Origin of the sequence: Taishania pollutisoli (genome assembly GCF_014518315.1) — a bacterium.
Taxonomy (GTDB): domain Bacteria; phylum Bacteroidota; class Bacteroidia; order Flavobacteriales_D; family Crocinitomicaceae; genus Taishania; species Taishania pollutisoli.
In genome coordinates this window covers 488,354-509,255 of the sequence record NZ_JACVEL010000001.1, presented here as the reverse complement: position 1 = coordinate 509,255, position 20,902 = coordinate 488,354, and the positions used below count along the sequence as shown (strand labels likewise).

Sequence of the window (20,902 nt, the reverse complement as noted above, 5' to 3'; positions counted from 1 at the left end):
TTACTTAAATTTCAGCACTTGAAACCGGAAATGCCCGGTCTACTTTTTTGAATAACCCCTGTAATACTTTCCCGGGACCGACTTCTACAACTTCCGTAGCTCCGTCAGCGATCATTTGCTGCATGATTTGCGTCCACTTCACCGGAGCTGTCAATTGCGCAACCAGGTTTTTCTTAATTTCTTCCGGATCTGTTACTCCTTTTGCATTGACGTTTTGATATACCGGGCATGTCGGAACATTAAAGGTTGTTGCTTCAATTGCTGCTGCCAGTTCTTCACGTGCCGGCTCCATCAACGGGGAATGGAATGCTCCGCCAACCTGTAAAATCAATGCTCTTTTTGCTCCGGCTTCTGTCAGTTTTGTACATGCTTCTTCTACTGCAGGAATTGCTCCTGAGATGACTAATTGTCCCGGGCAATTGTAATTAGCCGGAACAACAATTCCGTCAATGGTTGCACAAATTTGCTCTACTACCTCGTCTTCCAGCCCGAGGATTGCTGCCATTGTAGAAGGTTCTGCTTCACACGCTTTCTGCATGGCCAATGCACGTTTATAGACCAGCATCAATCCGTCTTCAAAGCTCAATGTTCCATTCGCAACCAAAGCGGATAATTCACCCAATGAGTGACCGGCAACCATGTCCGGTTTGAAATCATCACCAAGAACTGCCGCAAGAATTGTGGAGTGAAGGAAAATTGCGGGTTGCGTCACTTTTGTTTGTTTCAATTCTTCATCCGTTCCTTCGAACATGATCTTCGTTATATCAAAACCCAATAATTGGTTTGCTTTTTCAAATAATTCTTTTGCTTTCGGGGAGTTGTCGTACAACTCTTTTCCCATTCCTGAAAATTGGGCTCCCTGCCCTGGAAATACATATGCTTTCATAAAAATAAATTCTCTATACTGTCAGAAAATGACACGCGTTTATTGGCACAAATATACATATTGTATCGGGATAATATGATGATTCTGTCTGCTCCCTTAATCTCCCTCCAAAGGGGGAGATAATTTGCTGTGAAAAATAATTCTGTAAAGAAATAATTAGATTTTATGATTGAATGAAATACGATCCCATGTCGGCATATTTCCCCCTTTGGAGGGAGATTAAGGGGGAAGAACTATATTTTATTTACTAACAATTCACAGAATTTATTACTCAGAATATCGATTATGCGAATAAAAAATCCCGGGTGTCATTTATGAAAGGGTACAAATAACATCCGGGAATCTCATCTGGTGAACCCGAATAGTGTTAGAATTTAATAATCTTGAATTCGGTTCTTCTGTTCAATGCATGTTCTTCTTCCGTACAGGTCGACTGTACTTTTCCTTCGCATGCACAATCGTTCAATAATTTTGATTCACCGTATCCTTTTCCGTAAATGCGCGAAGGAGTTGTGATGTGCTTTTTGATATAATCAGCAGATGCTTTTGCCCGTTTGTCTGAAAGTGACAGGTTGTACTTTGCAGAAGAACGGCAGTCGGTGTGAGACCCTAATTCGATTACCATAGAAGGGTTTTCATTCATTACCTGTACAATCTTATCGAGTTCCAGTTTCGCATCATCACGTATTTTAGCACTGTTCAGATCAAAATAAATCGGATTAATAGCGATGATCGTTGCTAAATCTTTTCCGATTTCTAACTTATCCAGGTCAACGCCTAAATAGATTTCACCACTCATTGCGATGACATGGCTGAACGGAACTTCTTTTGCGATATAACCGGGTTTCTCAATTTTGATGCGGTAATTCAGGTTGTCACCTTTTTTTGTTCCTTCCAGCAGTTGTTTAAAATCTCCGTTTCCATTTGATTTTCCGGTAAAAGCAACCGTTTTTCCGGATTTATCTTTGATGCTGATTTTAGCATCCCCAACCGCAGCTTTTGTCGCTTTGTCCGATACGTTAACCAATAAGGTAGAACCCAGGTTTTCTTCCAGGGAAATATTCTTTGTCAGGTCGTTGTCAGCAGTGGTGATTTTATCTGTTTTTGGGATGTATTCTTCTTTTTCTGCCGTCAACTGCAATTCGGATGCGGCCGGAACATAAACGGAATAAACACCCTGACCGTCAGAAACGGTATTAAACACTTCTCCTGTTTTTGCATCTTTAAGTGTAAGTGTTACATTCCCGATGGTTTGATTGCTCACCAGATCGGTTGTTTTCCCTGCGAGTGTGATCATACGCGGGAACGGATTTGTCAACTGTATGGCATAGATATCATCAGCATTGCCAAAAACTCTGTTGGAAGAAACATAACCGTTTTTACCGTCAGCGGATAATGTCAACGCAAAATCATCCTGTGAGGAATTTACATTTGCTCCGCAATTCACAATTTTAACAACATTGTACCCAGCCATTACTGCTACAAAATTGTCCAAACCTCCCAGTCCCGGATGACCGTCTGAGGTGAAGTAAATATTGCCATCGGTGCTGATCCACGGAAAAAATTCATTGCGTGGTGTATTGATGATCTTCCCCATGTTTTTGACATTTGTCACATCACCGTTTTCCGTTACATCAGCAATATATAAATCGGCACCGCCATATCCGCCTTCAATAGTCGAAGAAAAAATCATTTTTTTACCGTCCCGTGTCAACACCGGATGACCGACAGAATGGTTGTCTGAATTGATGGATAAGCCTCTGACATTGTTCCATTTTCCTTTGCTGTCAATATCGGCTGTATAAATGGACAAATGATACAGTCCGTCGGTATTCTTTTTGTTATTGCGGGTAAAATAAACGCGTTTGTTATCGGAAGTGATAAACAGTGAGCCTTCGTTCAGTTTTGTATTGACTTTCCCTTTTACTTTTTTTGCTTTGGAATAGGTGTTGTTTGCTTGTTTTTGTACCCGGTATATATCCAGGAATCCTCTTCCGTTGTATAGGTTTTTACGGTTAATGAATCCGGAAGAACCCCTGTCGGAAACAATGTACAGGTCATTTCCATTGAACTGATACGCCCCGAATTCATTGTTATCTGTGTTGAGTTTTGTTTCGGTTAATGTAAAATGAACCGTACTTTTCAATTCATTCAGGTAATTGGGATTCTGCTTGTATTCTTTACAACGGTCATCTCCGAAGTTGTTACAAAAATGATTGAGCAACTCATTTGCTTTGGTAAAATCACCTTGCATTTTTGCCGCCTGGATATAGTTGTACAAGTCTTCTTTCTGATAGTCAGAAAGGTTGATACCACCATAATATTTAACTGCCTTTTCATTGTTACCCATGTGGTAATAGCTGTTTGCCAGACGAATTCTCATTTGTGGCGAGTCGTTATCAGAATCAATCAACCGTTCATACTGCGTAGCAGCGCTCCAGTAGGATTTGAGGTTGTACAGGTCATCTGCTTTTTTTAACCTTGCCTGTGCGGAGAGGAAACCTGAAAGCAGTATAAAACAGCATAGTGCGAATATATTTTTCATCGTCGAATGCATTATATTTAGAAATAGCGTGGTGAGTACACTCCTTTTTTGAGGAAATTAAAATCATACGATAACAAGACTTCAAATGTACCGGAGTTGTATTGTCTCAACTTCTGTGTTCCGAAATCTGATGCGATTCCCAATTTAAACTGGGGAGAAATCTGCACCTGGACAAATGCTCCCAGCGCGGCATCCAGACGGTACAATGCACCAAACCACAATCTGTCGTTGTAAATTGCCGCCAGGGATGCATCCATGCTGAACGGTGCTCCTTCCGTAATTTTGAATTGAGCGGAAGGACGCAACTTCCACTTCTCATGGAGTTTGAAAATATACCCCAACGTAGCAAAATAGTGACGTTTCTCTTTGTTAAAATCAGTGCCGTCATATGTGTTCTGAATCAATTTAGGCGTACTTACCCCAAAGAAGAATTTTGGCCCGTGGTACAATACACCAAACCCGATATTTGGATTCGCCCGGTTTTCAATTTGTTGCATTGCAGAAACCGGATTCCCCGCATTGTACAACTTATCCCTGTCGAATCCAAGCAGGTTGACACCGGCTTTTACTCCGAATGAAAGTTTTGTTTTGTTTTTAAAACGAAGTGAGTAACTGATGTCTGCGGCAATAATTGTCTGGCGAATAGGTCCTGCCATGTCATTCACTGCTGTTATTCCAACTCCTACGGACTCGTAAGGAAGCGGGGAGTGGATACTCAACGTTGTAGAGCGCGGACGTCCGTCAACACCAGCCCACTGTTCGCGGTGTATAGCAGTAACATTCAACATGTCCCTGCTTCCGGCGTATGCCGGATTGTAAAACAATGTATTGTCAAAGTACTGTGTAAAATGTGGATCCTGCTGTGCGTTTGCATAGATTCCTGTACCTGACAAGATAACTATTAAGATGAATTTTAAATTTTTCATAACCAGTGTTTTTTAAGGTGTTGATTAGCGTTCCAGGTAAATGAACCCTGTTTTTACTCCGTGTAGTTCGGATTGTGTATCAAGTACATAGTAATACGTCCCCGTTGGTAATTCATCACCACCGACATTGAGCTTACTTGTACTGCGTCCGTCCCAGTCATTCTGGTAATTGGTTGTATGATACACGACATTTCCCCAACGATTGTAAATCGTTAGTTCATTGTCAGGGAAATTTTCAATTCCCTGGATCACAAATACATCGTCAACACCGTCTCCGTTTGCAGTCACGTAATTCGGAATATCAAATTCTTTACAATTGATAATAATGGTAACCGTTACACTTGTATTTCCGCAACTACCTTTTGATATCGTATACACGTATGTATAAGCGCCGTTTTCCAAATTGGTAATGTTCAGGTTACCATTCGGATTCAAATAAATAGAATCGGCACCAGTCGCTGACCATACGCCATTTGGATGCGGATTCGCCAGGAACGTGTTCAAATCAATTTGGCTTATATTTTTCGGACAGAACGCAGTTCCCGGATTTTCTTCTCCCGGATCAACGTTATAGTCAGTGAAAACATTTATGATTACTTCCAGTGTATCAGATTTACAGATTCCCACAACGTAATCAAAGATGTATGAACCTGCCGGCAGGTTCTCGACAGTCAATACCGTTCCATTCAGTGCATTCCCCGGGTTTAGCCCTGATGAGCTAACGATCCAGCTTCCTCCCGGATCAGCATCATTCGGTAGCAGTGTCACAAGATCAATACTTCCTGTTGATGAACACAACTGAACAGAAGAAATCGGAGATCCTGCATTGGATTGTGGCACGTTATCAACAATTGTTACCTCAAACGAACAAGTCGCCTGGTTTCCGGATGCGTCTTCGGCTGTAATTGTTACAGTAATCGATCCGTCTGTTGTAGAAACCGTTGTCCCTGCTGCCGGACTTTGGGTGTAGGTAATTGTTCCTGTACAGTTATCGGTTGCAGTAACCAATCCGGTATAATCCGGTAGTGTCGTTTCACAATTAGCAGCAGTTATCTGGAGTGTCGTATCTCCCTGGCAATCTACAATTACCGGGTCAATATCATCCTCAACGGTTACATTGAATGTACAGGTTGCTACATTTCCTGCCGCATCTGTTGCAGTGTAGGTAACCACTGTTGTCCCCGCCGGGAAAATATCTCCCGGGTTATGACTTGTAGTCAGTGAAGGGGTAGAACAATTGTCTGTTGCTGTTGGTGCAGTCCAGGTCACTGTTGCAGTACATGAACCTACAGATGAAACAGTAATATTTGCCGGACAGTTGGAAATAACAGGATCCTGATCATCTCCGACCTGAATGGTTCCGGCTCCTGTTGTCGCCGTTGCCGTTAAAGGAGATGCGCACGGATCATCGGATGTGAGTACAACAGATACCACGTCTCCGTTATTGAGAGTGGAAGTGGTGTAAGTTGACCCGGTTGCTCCCGGCATATCAGCGCCGTTTACCTGCCATTGATAAGTTGGTGTCGTTCCGCCGTTTGTCGGATTCGCCGTAAATGTGACACTGGTTCCTGAACAAATCATCGCTGATGGTGTTCCAGTGATAGTGACAGAAGGAGTGACATTGGCAACAATTACTGCCGCAGGAGTGTCGTCAGATGCTGTAGCAGGTGATGCACACGGGGAACTTGACATCATGATGACCGTTATGACATCGCCGTTATTCAATCCGGATGTACTGAAGGTACTGTTCGTTGCTCCGGACACATTGCTGCCGTTAATCTGCCATTGATAGGTCGGTGTCGTTCCACCGTTCGTCGGATTGGCTGTTAAGTTAACAGTTGAACCTGCACACAAACCAGTAACAGCATCACCCGTTATACTGACTGAAGGAACAACCGTTGTTGTTACAGTAATTGCGGTTGTAGAAGCAGACCCGGATGCCGGTGAGGCGCATGGTGCGTTTGAAGTCATGATGACCGTTACCACATCACCGTTGTTGAGGGAGGATGTTGTGAACGTACTGTTGGTTGCCCCGGGTACATTTCCACCGTTTACCTGCCATTGATAGGTTGGTGTGGTTCCGCCGTTCGTCGGATTTGCTGTGAAGGTCACACTGGTACCCGAACAGATTGCCGCTCCCGGAGTCCCTGAAATTGTTACACCTGGCGTTACGGTAGGAGTTACAGTAATTGCGCTTGTTGAAGCAGATGCTGTAACTGGTGACGCGCACGGAGCATTCGATGTTAAGATTACCGTTACCACATCACCGTTGTTGAGGGAGGATGTTGTGAACGTACTGTTGGTTGCTCCTGGTACATTTCCACCGTTGATTTGCCATTGATATCCGGGAGAAGTGCCGCCGTTCGTCGGATTTGCGGTGAATGTTACACTTGTTCCGGAGCAAATAGCTGCTCCCGGAGTTCCTGAAATTGTTACACCTGGTGTTACGGTAGTAATCACTGAGATTGCAGAAGTGGAAGCAGATGCTGTTGTTGGTGAGGCACATGGTGCATTTGAAGTCATGATGACTGTTATTACATCTCCATTGTTGATAGAAGTCGGTGTAAATGTGTTGTTTGTCGCCCCTGCTATATTTCCACCGTTTACCTGCCATTGATAGGTCGGTGTGGTCCCGCCGTTTGTCGGATTTGCTGTGAACGTTACACTGGTACCCGAGCAGATTGCCGCCCCCGGAGCTCCTGAAATTGTTACACCTGGCGTTACGGTAGGAGTTACAGTAATTGTGCTTGTTGAAGCAGATGCTGTTGCCGGTGACGCGCACGTAGCATTTGAAGTCATGATTACCGTTACTACATCTCCGTTGTTGAGGGAGGATGTTGTGAACGTACTGTTGGTTGCCCCGGGTACATTTCCACCGTTTACCTGCCATTGATAGGTTGGTGTGGTTCCGCCGTTCGTCGGATTTGCGGTAAATGTTACACTTGTTCCTGAACAGATTGCTGCTCCCGGAGTCCCTGAAATCGTTACGCCCGGTGTTACGGTAGTAATCACTGAGATTGCAGAAGTGGAAGCAGATGCTGTTGCCGGTGAGGCACATGGTGCATTTGAAGTCATGATGACTGTTACTACATCTCCGTTGTTGAGTGAGGAGGTAGTAAATGTACTGTTTGTCGCTCCGGATACGTCTCCACCATTGATTTGCCACTGATACGTTGGTGCTGCTCCCCCGTTCGTCGGATTTGCAGTAAATGTGACGCTTGTTCCTGAACAGATCGCCGATCCCGGAGCTCCTGAAATCATGACATTTGGTATTACTGTTGGTGTAATTGTAATGGAAACGGTATTGGAATTTCCGGTACATGAACCATTGGTTACAACTGCTCTGTAACTTGTCGAAGTCGTAATGTTGTTGACAACATAAGGAGTTGTTGTTGCCCCGGAAATAGTGGTCCAGTTAGCTCCACCGTTTGTTGAAGCTTCCCACTGAATGGTTCCTGAATGACCTGCTAATGTTAATGTCGCACTTGAACCGGAACATGCTGATGTTGGGTTAATGCTTGCTGTTCCGGTAGTTACAGTTGTTACGTTTGCGGTAACAGGTACGCGTGGACTGGCACACATTCCTGTTCCGGATGACACATAATATGTTGTTGTCGTTGTCGGACTTACATTATATGTCGCCCCTGTATGAAGTACTGTCGGTGAACTCTGCGAGCTGTACCAATTGTAAGGCGCTCCCATTCCCCCGCTGGCAGTCAAACCGACAGATGCTCCGGAGCAAAGAGATACATCCGTAACGTCAGGTGGTAATGAAGGGTGAAATTGAGAGATTCCCACTCCGGCACCTGAAGGATTGGATGATGTTCCGTTATAATAAGCACCGTTTCCAGGATCAACGACAGGTAGATTGTTATAATATAAAGTCGTTGCTGTATAAAAAGGTGCCTGGTTGATGTTCGCGGCAACATTTGCCTCACTTGATATATTCGGATTGATGTAACTGTCCCATTCAAATGCGAAAGTGGAAGAACTCAACATGGTAATGTACCCGCTTCTTCCGGCTCCCGTTCCTTGTGTTAAGTTATAACCGGAACCGGCTCCTGTTAATTGCTTGGTTGCCTCTCCGGCGCTTCCGATGTAGAATTTATTACATCCTCCGAACGCAATATTCTCGATGAGATCACCTCCTCCGGTTTCACTATAATAATAGGTGGAATAATTCAATGCTCCTGCTGTCGAAAACTTACATAAATGGGCGGCATAATTCCAGAAAGAACCGGAAGATCCACCGAAATCAATGTGTGTAGGAGCTGTTTTGTTATATGCTCCCGGTAAATTGGTTACCGGTAAGTTGTTACTGGTTGTATTAAATGCCAGGATGAGTTCATTGGTTGTCGGATGAACTAAAATTCTTGCTCCGTGTCCCTGCTGACCTCTTCGTGCATCTGATCCATTCCCTCCGTACAAGGTACTCCAGACCAATTGTCCTGTGTTGGTGAATTTACCCAGCATTACATCCGTTCCTCCGCCAACTGTACTTTGATTATACGCCCCGGGTAAATTGACCAATCCGGCATTATTGGAGGTTTCACCTACAAAGTAGATGTTGTCATTGCTGTCAAAGGCGCACATAAAGTTTTCTTGCGAACCCGTTCCTCCCATAAATGTTCCCCAAATCTGTGTATAGGAGGCATTGAATAAGAGCAATCCCATGTCTTTTGTACCACCGTTGATTCCCTGGTTGTAAGCTCCTGCACGGTTTAAAATTGGCAAAGTATTAAAATCATATGCATCATTTGCAATGGCTACCAACCCGCTGTTACTGATTGAAATGCTTGGTTTGTATCCGCTTGATAAGCTGGTGAGGTGTTCCAGTACTCCGGTATTTTTATTGAAACGGGCCCAGAAATTTCGTGCTGCAGTATTCTGAAAGAATCCACCGCCATTTGTAAAAGGCGCACCGGTAGTGATTCGCTCCCCGACCAGGTGAAGGGTAGTACCTCTGGAGGTAATGATTTCTCCGTCATAGATTTCGTCATACCCCGAACCTCCGAGGTAGGTGCTCCACACGAGTTGCCTGTTGGCGTTGAATTTCGCGAAATAACCATCGGCTGATCCGTTGGCAGCAGTTGTATAAGCACCTCCCGGGTTTACTACCGGATAAGTACTTGCCGCATTTTGAGCCATCCCGTAAGTAAAGTAATTTCCGTCATTGTCCAGGTGATTCGCAATACCGTACAATTGATCTGTTCCGGATGCCAGGTTAAAATAAGAACCCCATTCCAATACCGGATCAATGGTTAAGGTTGTATAAGTTACCTGATCTTTTAACCGGAATCCGACAGTTCCGTCTTTGTGAAGGATATATTCTACTTCAACGGCACGTGCCTGGTCTCCATCGATAAAGGAAAGCGGAATTTCCTCTGTTATTTCCCGGTTGTTCACGGAAATGATCAGTTTTTTATTTTCAATACTGACTTTTGCTCCCTCAAACTTCAAATGAATGTCCTGGATATTTGCTCCTGCTTTTAATACAAGGTCGTATTTTAATCCATTGGGAGTGTGGTAAAAAACAACATCAATATTGGGATAGATGTTTTCGTATTTAACGGATTCAAAAGAACGTACATCTCTGATCCCATTTCGTTTATTCAGATAATAATGAGTCACCCCCTGGCTTTGTTTTCCTGTTGAGATGACGGGATTTGCCTGTGCATGTTGAAATACCATGTCTAACCGATGGTAAACGGCCTGCTGATTTCTCAGAGCTTCTTCATAACCTTCCCGGTCATTCTGAAAACGCGCAAGATCCAGTTGTTCACTTTGTTTAAAATTGTAGACGAGCCGGTCGTTTTGTAAATAAACCGCTGCTGCATGATCAGCATAATAATAACTGACCTCCGGGTGATGGTTTTCATAAAAATCCAGTACCTGACCTTTGTTTTCAATAAAGACCTGGCTGTACAAAGATGAGGTGAATAACGGTAATAAGAATAAAACCGTTGCCTTAAGAATCGGGTGTATTTTCATAAGCAATTTGTAATAGTTCGTGTGTAAAAAATACAAAATAGTAGACTTCAAAAATAATAATTTATTGATTAGTCGGGCAATAAAATGGTTTTATTTGACATAAAGGTGGAATTTTCCGTTTTAAATGATATCCGGAAGAGATAAATTACGATAAGATTTATCTGCCCCGAATGCAATGGAACAGCCCGGTTTCAGGGAGAAATATGACCGATTGTATTTCAATGATTTAAAAACCCGATTTATTTTTTCCGGAAATGCATTGGATCGTTTGTCTGTATTTTTTGAGAGAAATGTATAGCGGGTATCGGATTTTATATGTAGTTTAATCACTTTTCATACTGTAATTTCAAACATGATGTTGTACACGAGTAGAATTGGCTATACGTTTTCAGAAGATACTACAACCAGGTTTTCTACATTCAATTGCCTTCAAAATGAAGTGAATAAAGAAGAATATTGTGTGGTAACGATAAAAGATGCGCAACGTGCAGCTGTTCTGGCATCCAAAGCCGCCCGGCTATTTAAAAATACCGAAGTTTCGGTCCGGGTTGATTTTTTGAATGGAATTGCAGATGAATTGGAGTTGAAACGTTCGGAACTGACAAATATGTACTGTAAAGAATCCAGTTTGTCTGTCCAACGAGCGAATTCGGAATTGGACCGGACGATCTTTCAATTGAGAAATTATGGTCATTATTTATTGTATGAACACTGGAACCGTCCGCTGGTAAGTGAGCCGGAACAGGTGCCGTTTAAGATAGAAACCCGTCTTCAGGCAATTGGACCTGTTGCTGTTTTCGGATCGAGTAATTTCCCTTTTGCCTATTCTACAGCAGGTGGAGATACGGCCTCCGCACTCGCTGCCGGTTGCCCGGTAATTGTAAAAGCACATCCGATGCATGCCGGAACAAGCTGGCTGGTAGCGGAATGTATCATCAAAGTAGCGCAGGAGCATCAATTGCCGGATGGTGTCTTCTCACACCTGTTGGACAATGGGCACGATATCGGAGAAGAACTGGTTGGAAATGAATACATCAAAGCGGTTGGATTTACAGGTTCAATCCGGGGGGGAAGGGCATTGATGGACCTTTCTGCAAAACGCGATGCACCGATTCCTGTTTTTGCTGAAATGGGAAGCATCAATCCTGTTGTGTTTTTTCAATCGGAACTGGAGAAAAACCTGGAATTGTGGATCGATAAATTTACAGGGTCTATTTCCAATGATGCCGGACAGTTCTGTACAAAACCAGGATTATTGTTTGTAAACCAATCGACCGAAGGAATGCAGTTTGTTGCAGAACTTAAACAACAACTTTCAGTAACCGAGCCGAAATGTCACCTGCATCCGAATTTGTTTAAAAATTATAAAGAACAGGTCGAAGAATCATTTGAGTGGATTAAATGCAAGCAACCGTATCATTCTCAACCCGTATTGCGGGAAGTGAGTGCCCGGGAATACCTGAACGATTACAATTTCTATGAAGAATTTTTCGGACCCCAGGCGATCGTTGTGTTGTACAAGTCCCGGGAAGAATTAATGGAAATGCTTCACAAACTGGGAGGGCAGCTGACAACGACATTTATCGGATCGGAGGAGGAATTCCGAACCCATGAAGAAATCATTGACTGCGCGAAAGAGAAAGCAGGCAGAATTATTTTTAATGGTGTTCCCACAGGGGTTACCGTTTGTGATGCCATGGTGCACGGAGGTACTTATCCAGCCGCTTCCGACAGTCGTTTTACAGCAGTTGGTACACAAAGTATTTACCGGTTTTTACGTCCGGTTGCGCTGCAAATGATTCGATAAAACACCAAAGCACAGATTAACAAAAACATTTTACATATCTTCGTGAACCAAATGATTGTTAAGAATGAGAAAACAATTACTTACCTACACGAAATGGTTTTTTATACTACAATTATGTTTTATTGTGTTCGGAACCATTTCCTGTTTGCTTCCGAATGAATCAATTAAAGAAAACATTGTACATTCCGTGGAAATGTACAATGACGAACATGCATACCCACAATACCTGATCAGGGAGCCGGCTCACCAGGCTGATAACTTTACGGATTACCTGATTATGAATATGATCTACAATACCAGTCCGCATAAACCCTTTAAATATTTGTTGTTCCCGCAATGGTACTATTCAAATGAGAATTCTTTGGACGCTACAATCCACATTAATCTGGGAATACAGAAAAAAATGCATGAACCCAACTTTATTTATGGAAGATACTGGCATGGGAGTTCGTTTGCATATCGCTGGCTGTTTATTACTTCAGATCTGTCCGGAGTAAGATGGATAAACTTCCTGATATGCAGCGTTGTCATTTTTGCTTTTGTTGCTGCGCTGAGCAGGAATATCAGGAAACCTGAAATGTATTTGCTGTTGATCGGGATGGTTTTTGTCAATTATTACCTGATTCTGATGTCGTTGCAGTTTACTCCCGTCTTTCTGATTGCAATGATCGGATCGATTACACTGCTTAAGAACAATAACCAACAAAAAAGAGTAGATGTTTTATTCCTGATTCTGGGATCACTTACCAGTTATTTTGACCTGCTCACGGCTCCGGTTATTACATTGGGTATTCCGCTGCTGGTATGGGTGGCTTGTCAAGGTGCGGTTGTTGACTGGTTTCAAAAATTCAAAACCATTGTCGGGTATTCGCTGCTTTGGTTTTTTGGGTACCTGCTTACCTGGATGTTTAAATGGTTGCTGATCTTCATTTTTACAGATTATTCCATTACTAAGGAAATTGCTGAAAAGATCGAAGAGCGTGCAGGGGTATGGCACAGTTCACGAATAGATGTTATTCTTGATAATATCACAATGCTCAATCTTGTCCCACTGAGTATTATTCTCATAGGATTACTCATATTGGTGGTTATTTACTTTAATCGAAAAGGCATACAAAAGGCGCTGCTGTTTCTGGCAATTGCATGCATTCCCTTGTTGTGGTTGTTCGCAACAGCAAATCATGCGGAAATTCATAGCTGGTTTACGTACAGGTCGCTATGGGTAACTGTTTCAGGATTGTTTTTAACAGTTGTATCCCTGATCCGATGGAGTGATATCAAGTTCCCGTTCTTTGCAAAAAAAGTGAATGTATGAAAAAAGTAGCAGTACTGATTCCCTGTTATAATGAAGCACTTACCATCGAAAAAGTTGTAAAGGATTTTCAGCAACATTTACCGGAAGCAGCAATTTATGTGTTTGACAACAATTCGACGGATAATTCTGTGGAAATAGCAACAAATGCGGGAGCAATTGTTGAACGTGTGTATCAGCAGGGAAAAGGAAATGTGATTCGCACCATGTTCCGGACTGTTGAAGCAGATTGTTATTTAATGATAGATGGTGATGACACTTATCCTGCAGAAGAAGCCGTGAAGATCATTCAGCCGATTCTTGAGGGACGCGCTGATATGGTGACGGGAGATCGTTTGTCTTCTACCTATTTTACCGAAAATAAACGGGCTTTTCACAACACCGGAAATAAATTGGTCAGGAGCTTAATCAATACGATCTGGAAGAAAGAACTGAGGGACATCATGAGTGGGTACCGGGCATTTTCCGAGTCATTTGTTAAATTATTTCCGGTTATGACTTCCGGTTTTGAGATCGAAACGGAAATGACGATTCATGCCTTGGATAAACGACTGAGCATTGTGGAAGTTCCCATTCAGTACAAAGACCGTCCCGAAGGAAGTGAATCCAAGCTCCGGACATTTTCTGACGGATTTAAAGTCATTAAAACAATCGTTACCCTCTTTAAAGAATACAAGCCCTTATTGTTCTTCGGCTGGTTATCCGTGCTGCTGATCGGTTTGGCGGTGCTCTTTTTTATTCCTGTATTTATTGAATACATTGAGATCGGACTTGTACCGCGGTTTCCGACATTTATTCTGAGTGTTTTTCTCGCCCTGAGTGGTATTATCTCCTTATTCACGGGGTTGATTCTGGATGTATTGGTTCAAAAGAACAGAAAAGAGTACGAAATCAAGTGGACGGAATTTTACAGGAATTCCCGCCGGTAATTGATTTTGAACAAATTCTTTACGGAATTAAATAACACATTGAATACCTGTTTCCAGGTTCGTTTTTACACCGTCAACCAATGAATAGCAAGCTAATTTATCCCGGAATACATTGGATTTAAAAATAGACTTGTTCAACAACATTCTCACACATTCCTGAATTCCTTCAACAATAGATGGATGCGGATGAATCAACTCCGATAACACTTCAATCGGTTGATTCATTTTGATCAATAATCCGACTCCCTGGATAGCTGTTGAAGCGTGTTCTCCACATGCCCGCATTCCGAGAATACGCATCTCCTCATCATTGGTAACGATAATTTTAAAGAATCCCTGCGTTTTGCGCATAGCAATAGCCCGTGCGATCAATGAAAAATCAATTTTAACTACCTTGATCGGAATGTTCTTTTCCACACACTGCTGCTCATTCATTCCAACGAGTGCAACTTCCGGTTGCAGGAACATAATGGTACAAACATTGTCAATGTTGAGCCGGTTCTGAATATTTCCGAAAATCTTTTCTACAGCATGGCGGGCTTCAATCTCTCCCATGTTAACCAGCGAAATTCCGCCGCTTACATCTCCTACGGCGTAGATGTGCGGAATTTTTGTCTGAGTGTCGTCTACCTCAATCAACCCCCTGTCTGTTAACGTCACACCAATGGCTTCCAGGTTCAAACCTTCTACATTCGGGACTCTTCCGATTGATAGCAATGCTTTTTTAACGCGAATCGTCTGACGGGTTGTGTCCGGGTAACTCAATTCATATTCTACTTCTCCGTCAACAACTTCCATGCGTTCCAGTGTCGCATTGTGGTGAATGGTTACTCCTCTGCTCTCCAGGTTTTTTGCAACCAGTACGGAAATATCTTCATCTTCTCCCGGGAGAATACGACTTTGTCTGTCAATGAGGTATACTTTTGTTTTTCCCAGGTTGGCAAAAATAGTTGCATATTCACAACCGATGACTCCTGCACCGACAATTACCAGGCTTTCCGGGTAATCCTCGATGTGTTCGATTCCGTCACTGGTTAAAATGGATCGTTCATCAATTTCATAGTGAGGAAGATGACGTGGCCTTGATCCCGTAGCCAAAATAATGTGTTCTCCCCATATTATTTTTTCACCTCCTTCATGAACGATTTTCACTTCATGGGCCGAAACAAAGGATGCTTGTCCCCGCTCTACCCACAACAATTGATTGGTCGTTGTGTCCTGAAGCAATTTAAGGTGCATGGAGTACTGTAATTTTCGTTCCAGTTTTGCCTCATTTACCGTTTTTTGTACAGATTCCCATGAAATTTCGTAAGGATCTCTTCCTTCCTGTACAATTGCATCATTGATACTCGCCACGCGATTGGCGACTTCCCAAAGGGTTTTGGAAGACAGGGCTCCGTCGTACACTCCGGCCCCGCCAATTTTATCCCGCTCTATTAAACAAACTCTCTTTCCGTAATCAATTCCTCTCATTGCTGCGGCATATCCGGAAGGACCGCCACCGATGATAATCAAATCAAATGTGTCCATATCTAAGTAATTCACGATAAAAATAACAAATTTATTTTGACAATAAACCTGCTTTCCGGTTATGTTTTCATGATTTATATTTGCACTCATGGACAAACAATACCAGGATTGGATGAATCAGGCAGCTGCTAAAAGTGAAAACATTGCGAAGCAGTTGAAAGGCTTTAAAAAGAAAAAGCCGAAGAATTTAGATGAGCTGTTTCACAAGGAGCACCAGGCTGTCTTTCGAAAAGTAGACTGTTTAAAATGTGCCAATTGTTGTAAAACAACCAGCCCGATTTTCAGAGATATTGACATCAGACGAATTTCGGCACACATGCGAATGACAGCATCGGATTTTATTAAGAAATTTTTAAAAATAGATGAAGACAATGACTATGTATTGCAGCAGTCTCCATGTCATTTTTTGATGGCTGATAATACCTGTATTATCTATGAAAACAGACCCTTAGCTTGCCGGGAGTATCCGCATACGGATAGAAAGAACATAAATCAGATTCTTGATCTGACCCGAAAGAATGCGGAAATTTGTCCCGCTGTGTCAAATATATTGCTGCAGATCAATAAATCTTTTTAATTTCAGCCAACTTTTTAATCAGTTCAATCGTTCTATTTAAAAACAAACCTTTGAAGTAGAAATATTCTTGATAATATATTGAGTACTTATGAGACAACTATTCATACTCGTCTTTCTCCTGCTCCTTCACTCTTTTTCATTAGTTGCTCAAAGAGGGAAAAATGGCAATGCAACCATCAATACGGCAGGTACGATTGTTAATACATATACTACATTGACGTCCAATGCAACGATTGGAAATTCTTCGATAACTGTTGCCGCAAACCAACTGAACGGAGCGGGTTTTACAGGAAATCTGCAGCAGGGAGATTTAATCATGATCATCCAAATGCAATTTGACAATATTGATGGTCTGAATTACAATATCAATAATTATCCGGAAGTAAGCTGGGGAGGAGGTGTTGAAGTAAACTCCAATTACGGACAATCGTATCAGAATGCACATAAATACGGCCGGGTTGCTAACTATGGAAGTGTGGGTAATTTTGAATTGAGGGAAGTCGCTTCTGTAGGTGGAACTACACAGATCAATTTGACGTGCCCGTTGGAAAATAATTACCTGAGTGCGGGTAAAGTACAGGTTATTCGTGTTCCGCGCTATGGAAATTTAACAATTAACAATCCCGGAGCTGTTATTTCTCCCGATTGGAATGGAACAACAGGTGGTGTAATTGCGATCGAAGTTGATGGAAATCTGGCATTAAATACAGCAGGAGCAATCAATGCTTCTGCAAGAGGATTTCGGGGTGGTGTAGTTGAAGGAACAAGTGCAACGGGTGGTAATACACCACACACGGAAGGTGCAGGTAACGGAGACACCCGTTTGGGAACGATGAATGTTACACTGGGTGGTGCGATCGGTGAGAGTATCATCGGTTTTACCACTGAATATACAACGCTTTATTCCCGTTACGGACGTGGTGCTCTTGCCAATGGTGGCGGCGGTGGCGGCCCTCAGAACTCCGGCGGTGGCGGTGGCGCGAATGTAGGAGATACAAACGGACATACCGGAAAAGGAATTCCGACACCTGGCTATGCTGCTATCTGGAACCTGGAGAAGCCAAACATGGCAACAACGTTGAGTTCCGGTGGAGGTCGTGGTGGATATACTTACGCCAACTCCAATCAGAATCCTGCGGTGAACGGACCCAACAGAGCAATCTGGGGAGGAAACGCCCGTAAAGAGAATGGTGGTTACGGTGGGCATGCCTTGGTATACAACCCATCTAAAATCTTCCTTGGAGGAGGAGGTGGTGCCGGTGGACAAGATTCAGGACAAGGAGGTTCCGGTGGTCGTGGTGGTGGAATTATTCATCTTACTGTTTACGGAACGATTACAGGTACAGGAAGCATTCTTTCCAACGGGGAAAACGGACAAAATTCAAATCCAACCAATCAAACAGCCGGAGTGGGGCAACGTAGAGGAAATGACGGAGCCGGCGGTGGTGGCGGTGGCGGTTATATCTACGTGAAAAACAGTAACCCGATCCCGGCAACAGTCAACCTTACTGCAAATGGCGGTGGCGGAGGATCGCATAGCCTGGTGTTTTCATCACTTGGAGGCGGAACTCATGAACTGTGCGGACCGGGTGCAGGCGGAGCAGGAGGTGGAATTACCTATACTTCAGGAACCCCTGTGTTATCTGTTGCAGGCGGAGCACCGGGTGGTACGACAAGTAACGGAAGTCAAAACCCCTGGTCTGCTTCTTTCCCCATGAACGGAGCAACGTCTGGTGGTGTGGGACTTACCAATACGGGTACATCAATCTATGATATTACTGCCGGCAATGATACGATTTGCGGAAGCCAGTCAACAACACTGACGGCAACAGTTACCGGAACACTTCCGGGCGGTGCAACTATTGGATGGTACACGTCACAATTCGGAGGAGCTCCTGTTGCAACAGGATTAACATTTAATACCCCCGTTCTGACAACAACAACGACCTACTATGTAGGAACATGCCCGGGAACATTCAGAAAACCGGTTAGAGTAGTTGTCGGGGCAAGTCCGTCGATTACAGGTACAGTGGTGATTACCAATGCAACTTGTACCGCAGGAGGTTCAATTTCCGGTTTAAATGCTTCCGGTGGAACAGGTACATTGACATACAACTGGAATGGGACAAGTACTCCGGGAACGAATTTGTCAAATGCATCAGCGGGTAATTATACACTCACTGTAACAGATGAGAATGGATGTACGGCACAAAGCGGTCCACATACAATCAGCGGAGTAGGAGGACCTACAATCAGTGGAACACCTGTGATTACAGCTGCAACATGTTCAGCGAACGGTACCATTACAGGATTGGTAGTGAATGCGTCTGTTGCCATCACAAATTATGACTGGAACGGGACTACGACACCAAACCAGGATTTGTCTGCTGCACAAGGTTCATATACCTTAACCGTGACAGATGCAAACGGATGTACAGCACAAAGCGGACCCTATGTAATACCAATGACTGCTGCACCTGTGATTTCAGGAACAGCGGCTATTACAAATGAGAATTGTAATACTGGTGGAGCAATTACAGGGTTGGCAGTGACCGGTGGGGGAACTCCATACCAGTTTGACTGGAGTGGAACGGTAACAACAACAGCAGATCTTACGGGAGCTGCTGCCGGAAGTTATACACTTACAGTAACTGATGACAATGGTTGTCAGGTACAGTCGGGACCTTACCAGGTTGATGAAGATACCGCTCCTGTTATTGGAGGTACGCCTGCCGTAACAAATGCAACATGTACAAGCCAGGGGGCAATTTCCGGACTGACGGTGACTGGTGGAACAGGAACACTTACCTATCAATGGAATAGTAACCCGTCAGCTACAATCGACCTGGCAAATGTACCTGCGGGCCCTTATGTTTTTGTCGTGACAGACGCGAATGGGTGTACGGACACGAGTGCGACGATTACAATTAATATGGTCGGAGCTCCGGTAATTAACGGAACAGCAGTTGTAACAAATGCTACATGTACTACGCAGGGTTCTGTCACAGGATTAACCGTTTCCGGAGGAACGCAACCGTATACGTTTGCGTGGAATACAACGATTTCAGCGACAACTGATCTTACAGGCGCAGCAGCGGGACAATATACATTAACAGTTACAGATAACGCGGGATGTGTCGTTCAAAGCGGACCGTATACCATTACCCAGGTGGCACCACCTGTTTTCGGTGGAACAGCAACCATTACTGATGCAACATGTACGCAAGGTGGAAGTATTACGGGAATTACTGTTTCCGGAGGCGCACAGCCATATGTTTATGCGTGGAATACCAATGTGACAGCTCAAATTGATTTGTTGAACGTGTCAGCAGGTTCATACACACTTGTTGTAACAGATGACAATGGTTGTCAGATTACCAGTGGCCCACATGTGATCAATAGCCAGGGAGTTCCTTCGATAACCGGAACAGCTAATGTTGTTTCCGCGACCTGTCAAACCGGAGGATCTATTTCAGGGTTGTCTGTGACGGGTGGAGTAGGTCCGTATGTTTATGAGTGGAACGGAGATGTAAACCCGACAGCTGATGTTTCAGATTTACAACCGGGAACCTATACATTGGTAGTAGAAGATGCAAATGGTTGTACAGCGACAAGTGCTCCGTATACAATTACAGCACCTGCTGCTCCGGCAATTGCAGGGCAACCTGTTGTCGATAATGCTGATTGTATGCAGGGAGGTAGTATTACGGGGGTAACGGTAACCGGCGGAACAGGTCCTTATACGTACTCCTGGAATGGTGGTGTATACACAACGTTGGATATCTTTAATCTACAAGTTGGTACATACACACTAACAGTAACAGATGCAAACGGATGTTCAGTAACAGGGACTCCGATCACGGTAGCTGAGGATGTGTTTGTGGATGCCCGGTTCAGTTATTCTCCGAATCCTGCGTCTATGAATGAACCGATTCAATTCCACGATGAATCGACAGGCAATATTGTTTCATGGAACTGGGAATTGGATACGACTACATTTGCTGTAACACAGCATGCGAACTATGTATTTACCCAGGACGGATTTTACAATGTAACACTGACAGTGACCGATGCGAATGGTTGTGTTGATTCAGTAACCATAACTATTGAAGTGATTTCTGAGTTGGAGGCTCCGAATATTATTACTGCGAACGGAGACGGAATCAATGACTTGTTTATTCTCAAAGGATTGCTCCCTGATACAAAATTACTGATTGTGAACAGATGGGGAAACCTGATCTATACCAATGATAACTATGACAATACATGGAATGGACGGGATATGTCAGGAAACATGGTTGTTGAGGGAGTATATACATACGCGATAACGTTGCCCGATGGTAATCAGAAACATGGATTTGTTCATGTAGTGCATACACATTAATAAAATTAGTTTTCA

Annotated in this window: 10 protein-coding genes; 5 read left to right on the top strand and 5 right to left on the bottom strand. The window is 43.5% G+C overall.

What is annotated here, in order from left to right; genetic code table 11:
* Positions 1-4 precede the first annotated feature (4 nt).
* The 4 genes from fabD to H9Y05_RS02120 all read right to left on the bottom strand — a co-directional run bounded on the left by fabD (position 5) and on the right by H9Y05_RS02120 (position 10,348).
* Positions 5-886, bottom strand: a complete 882-nt coding sequence (fabD, locus tag H9Y05_RS02135) for an ACP S-malonyltransferase (RefSeq protein WP_163490458.1) — start codon at positions 884-886, stop codon at positions 5-7.
* A gap of 367 nt (positions 887-1,253) precedes the next feature.
* Positions 1,254-3,431, bottom strand: a complete 2,178-nt coding sequence (locus H9Y05_RS02130) for an OmpA family protein (protein WP_216713369.1) — start codon at positions 3,429-3,431, stop codon at positions 1,254-1,256.
* Between the two features lie 17 nt (positions 3,432-3,448).
* Complete coding sequence (locus tag H9Y05_RS02125; protein WP_216713368.1) at positions 3,449-4,357, bottom strand: PorP/SprF family type IX secretion system membrane protein; 909 nt, start codon at positions 4,355-4,357, stop codon at positions 3,449-3,451.
* A gap of 24 nt (positions 4,358-4,381) precedes the next feature.
* Positions 4,382-10,348: a DUF7948 domain-containing protein gene (locus H9Y05_RS02120; protein WP_216713367.1), complete on the bottom strand. Its 5,967-nt coding sequence runs from the start codon at positions 10,346-10,348 to the stop codon at positions 4,382-4,384.
* Between the two features lie 352 nt (positions 10,349-10,700).
* Here H9Y05_RS02120 and H9Y05_RS02115 point away from each other — a divergent pair, with 352 nt between their 5' ends.
* The 3 genes from H9Y05_RS02115 (at position 10,701) to H9Y05_RS02105 (ending at position 14,396) form a co-directional block, all read left to right on the top strand.
* Positions 10,701-12,155 (top strand): aldehyde dehydrogenase (NADP(+)), encoded by a 1,455-nt coding sequence (locus tag H9Y05_RS02115; protein WP_163490454.1) that lies wholly within the window; start codon positions 10,701-10,703, stop codon positions 12,153-12,155.
* A gap of 64 nt (positions 12,156-12,219) precedes the next feature.
* Positions 12,220-13,470 (top strand): hypothetical protein, encoded by a 1,251-nt coding sequence (locus H9Y05_RS02110; protein WP_216713366.1) that lies wholly within the window; start codon positions 12,220-12,222, stop codon positions 13,468-13,470.
* Positions 13,467-14,396 (top strand): glycosyltransferase, encoded by a 930-nt coding sequence (locus H9Y05_RS02105; protein WP_163490452.1) that lies wholly within the window; start codon positions 13,467-13,469, stop codon positions 14,394-14,396. The genes H9Y05_RS02110 and H9Y05_RS02105 overlap by 4 nt, the downstream gene beginning before the upstream one ends.
* A gap of 27 nt (positions 14,397-14,423) precedes the next feature.
* On the opposite strand, the gene H9Y05_RS02100 is transcribed toward H9Y05_RS02105, so the two are convergent.
* Positions 14,424-15,926 carry a dihydrolipoyl dehydrogenase family protein gene (locus tag H9Y05_RS02100; protein ID WP_216713365.1) on the bottom strand — a complete coding sequence of 501 codons (1,503 nt, stop codon included), beginning with the start codon at positions 15,924-15,926 and terminating at the stop codon, positions 14,424-14,426.
* Between the two features lie 88 nt (positions 15,927-16,014).
* On the opposite strand from H9Y05_RS02100, the gene H9Y05_RS02095 reads away from it, so the two are divergent.
* Positions 16,015-16,503, top strand: a complete 489-nt coding sequence (locus H9Y05_RS02095) for a YkgJ family cysteine cluster protein (protein WP_216713364.1) — start codon at positions 16,015-16,017, stop codon at positions 16,501-16,503.
* A gap of 88 nt (positions 16,504-16,591) precedes the next feature.
* Complete coding sequence (locus H9Y05_RS02090; RefSeq protein ID WP_216713363.1) at positions 16,592-20,887, top strand: T9SS type B sorting domain-containing protein; 4,296 nt, start codon at positions 16,592-16,594, stop codon at positions 20,885-20,887.
* Positions 20,888-20,902: the final 15 nt, after the last annotated feature.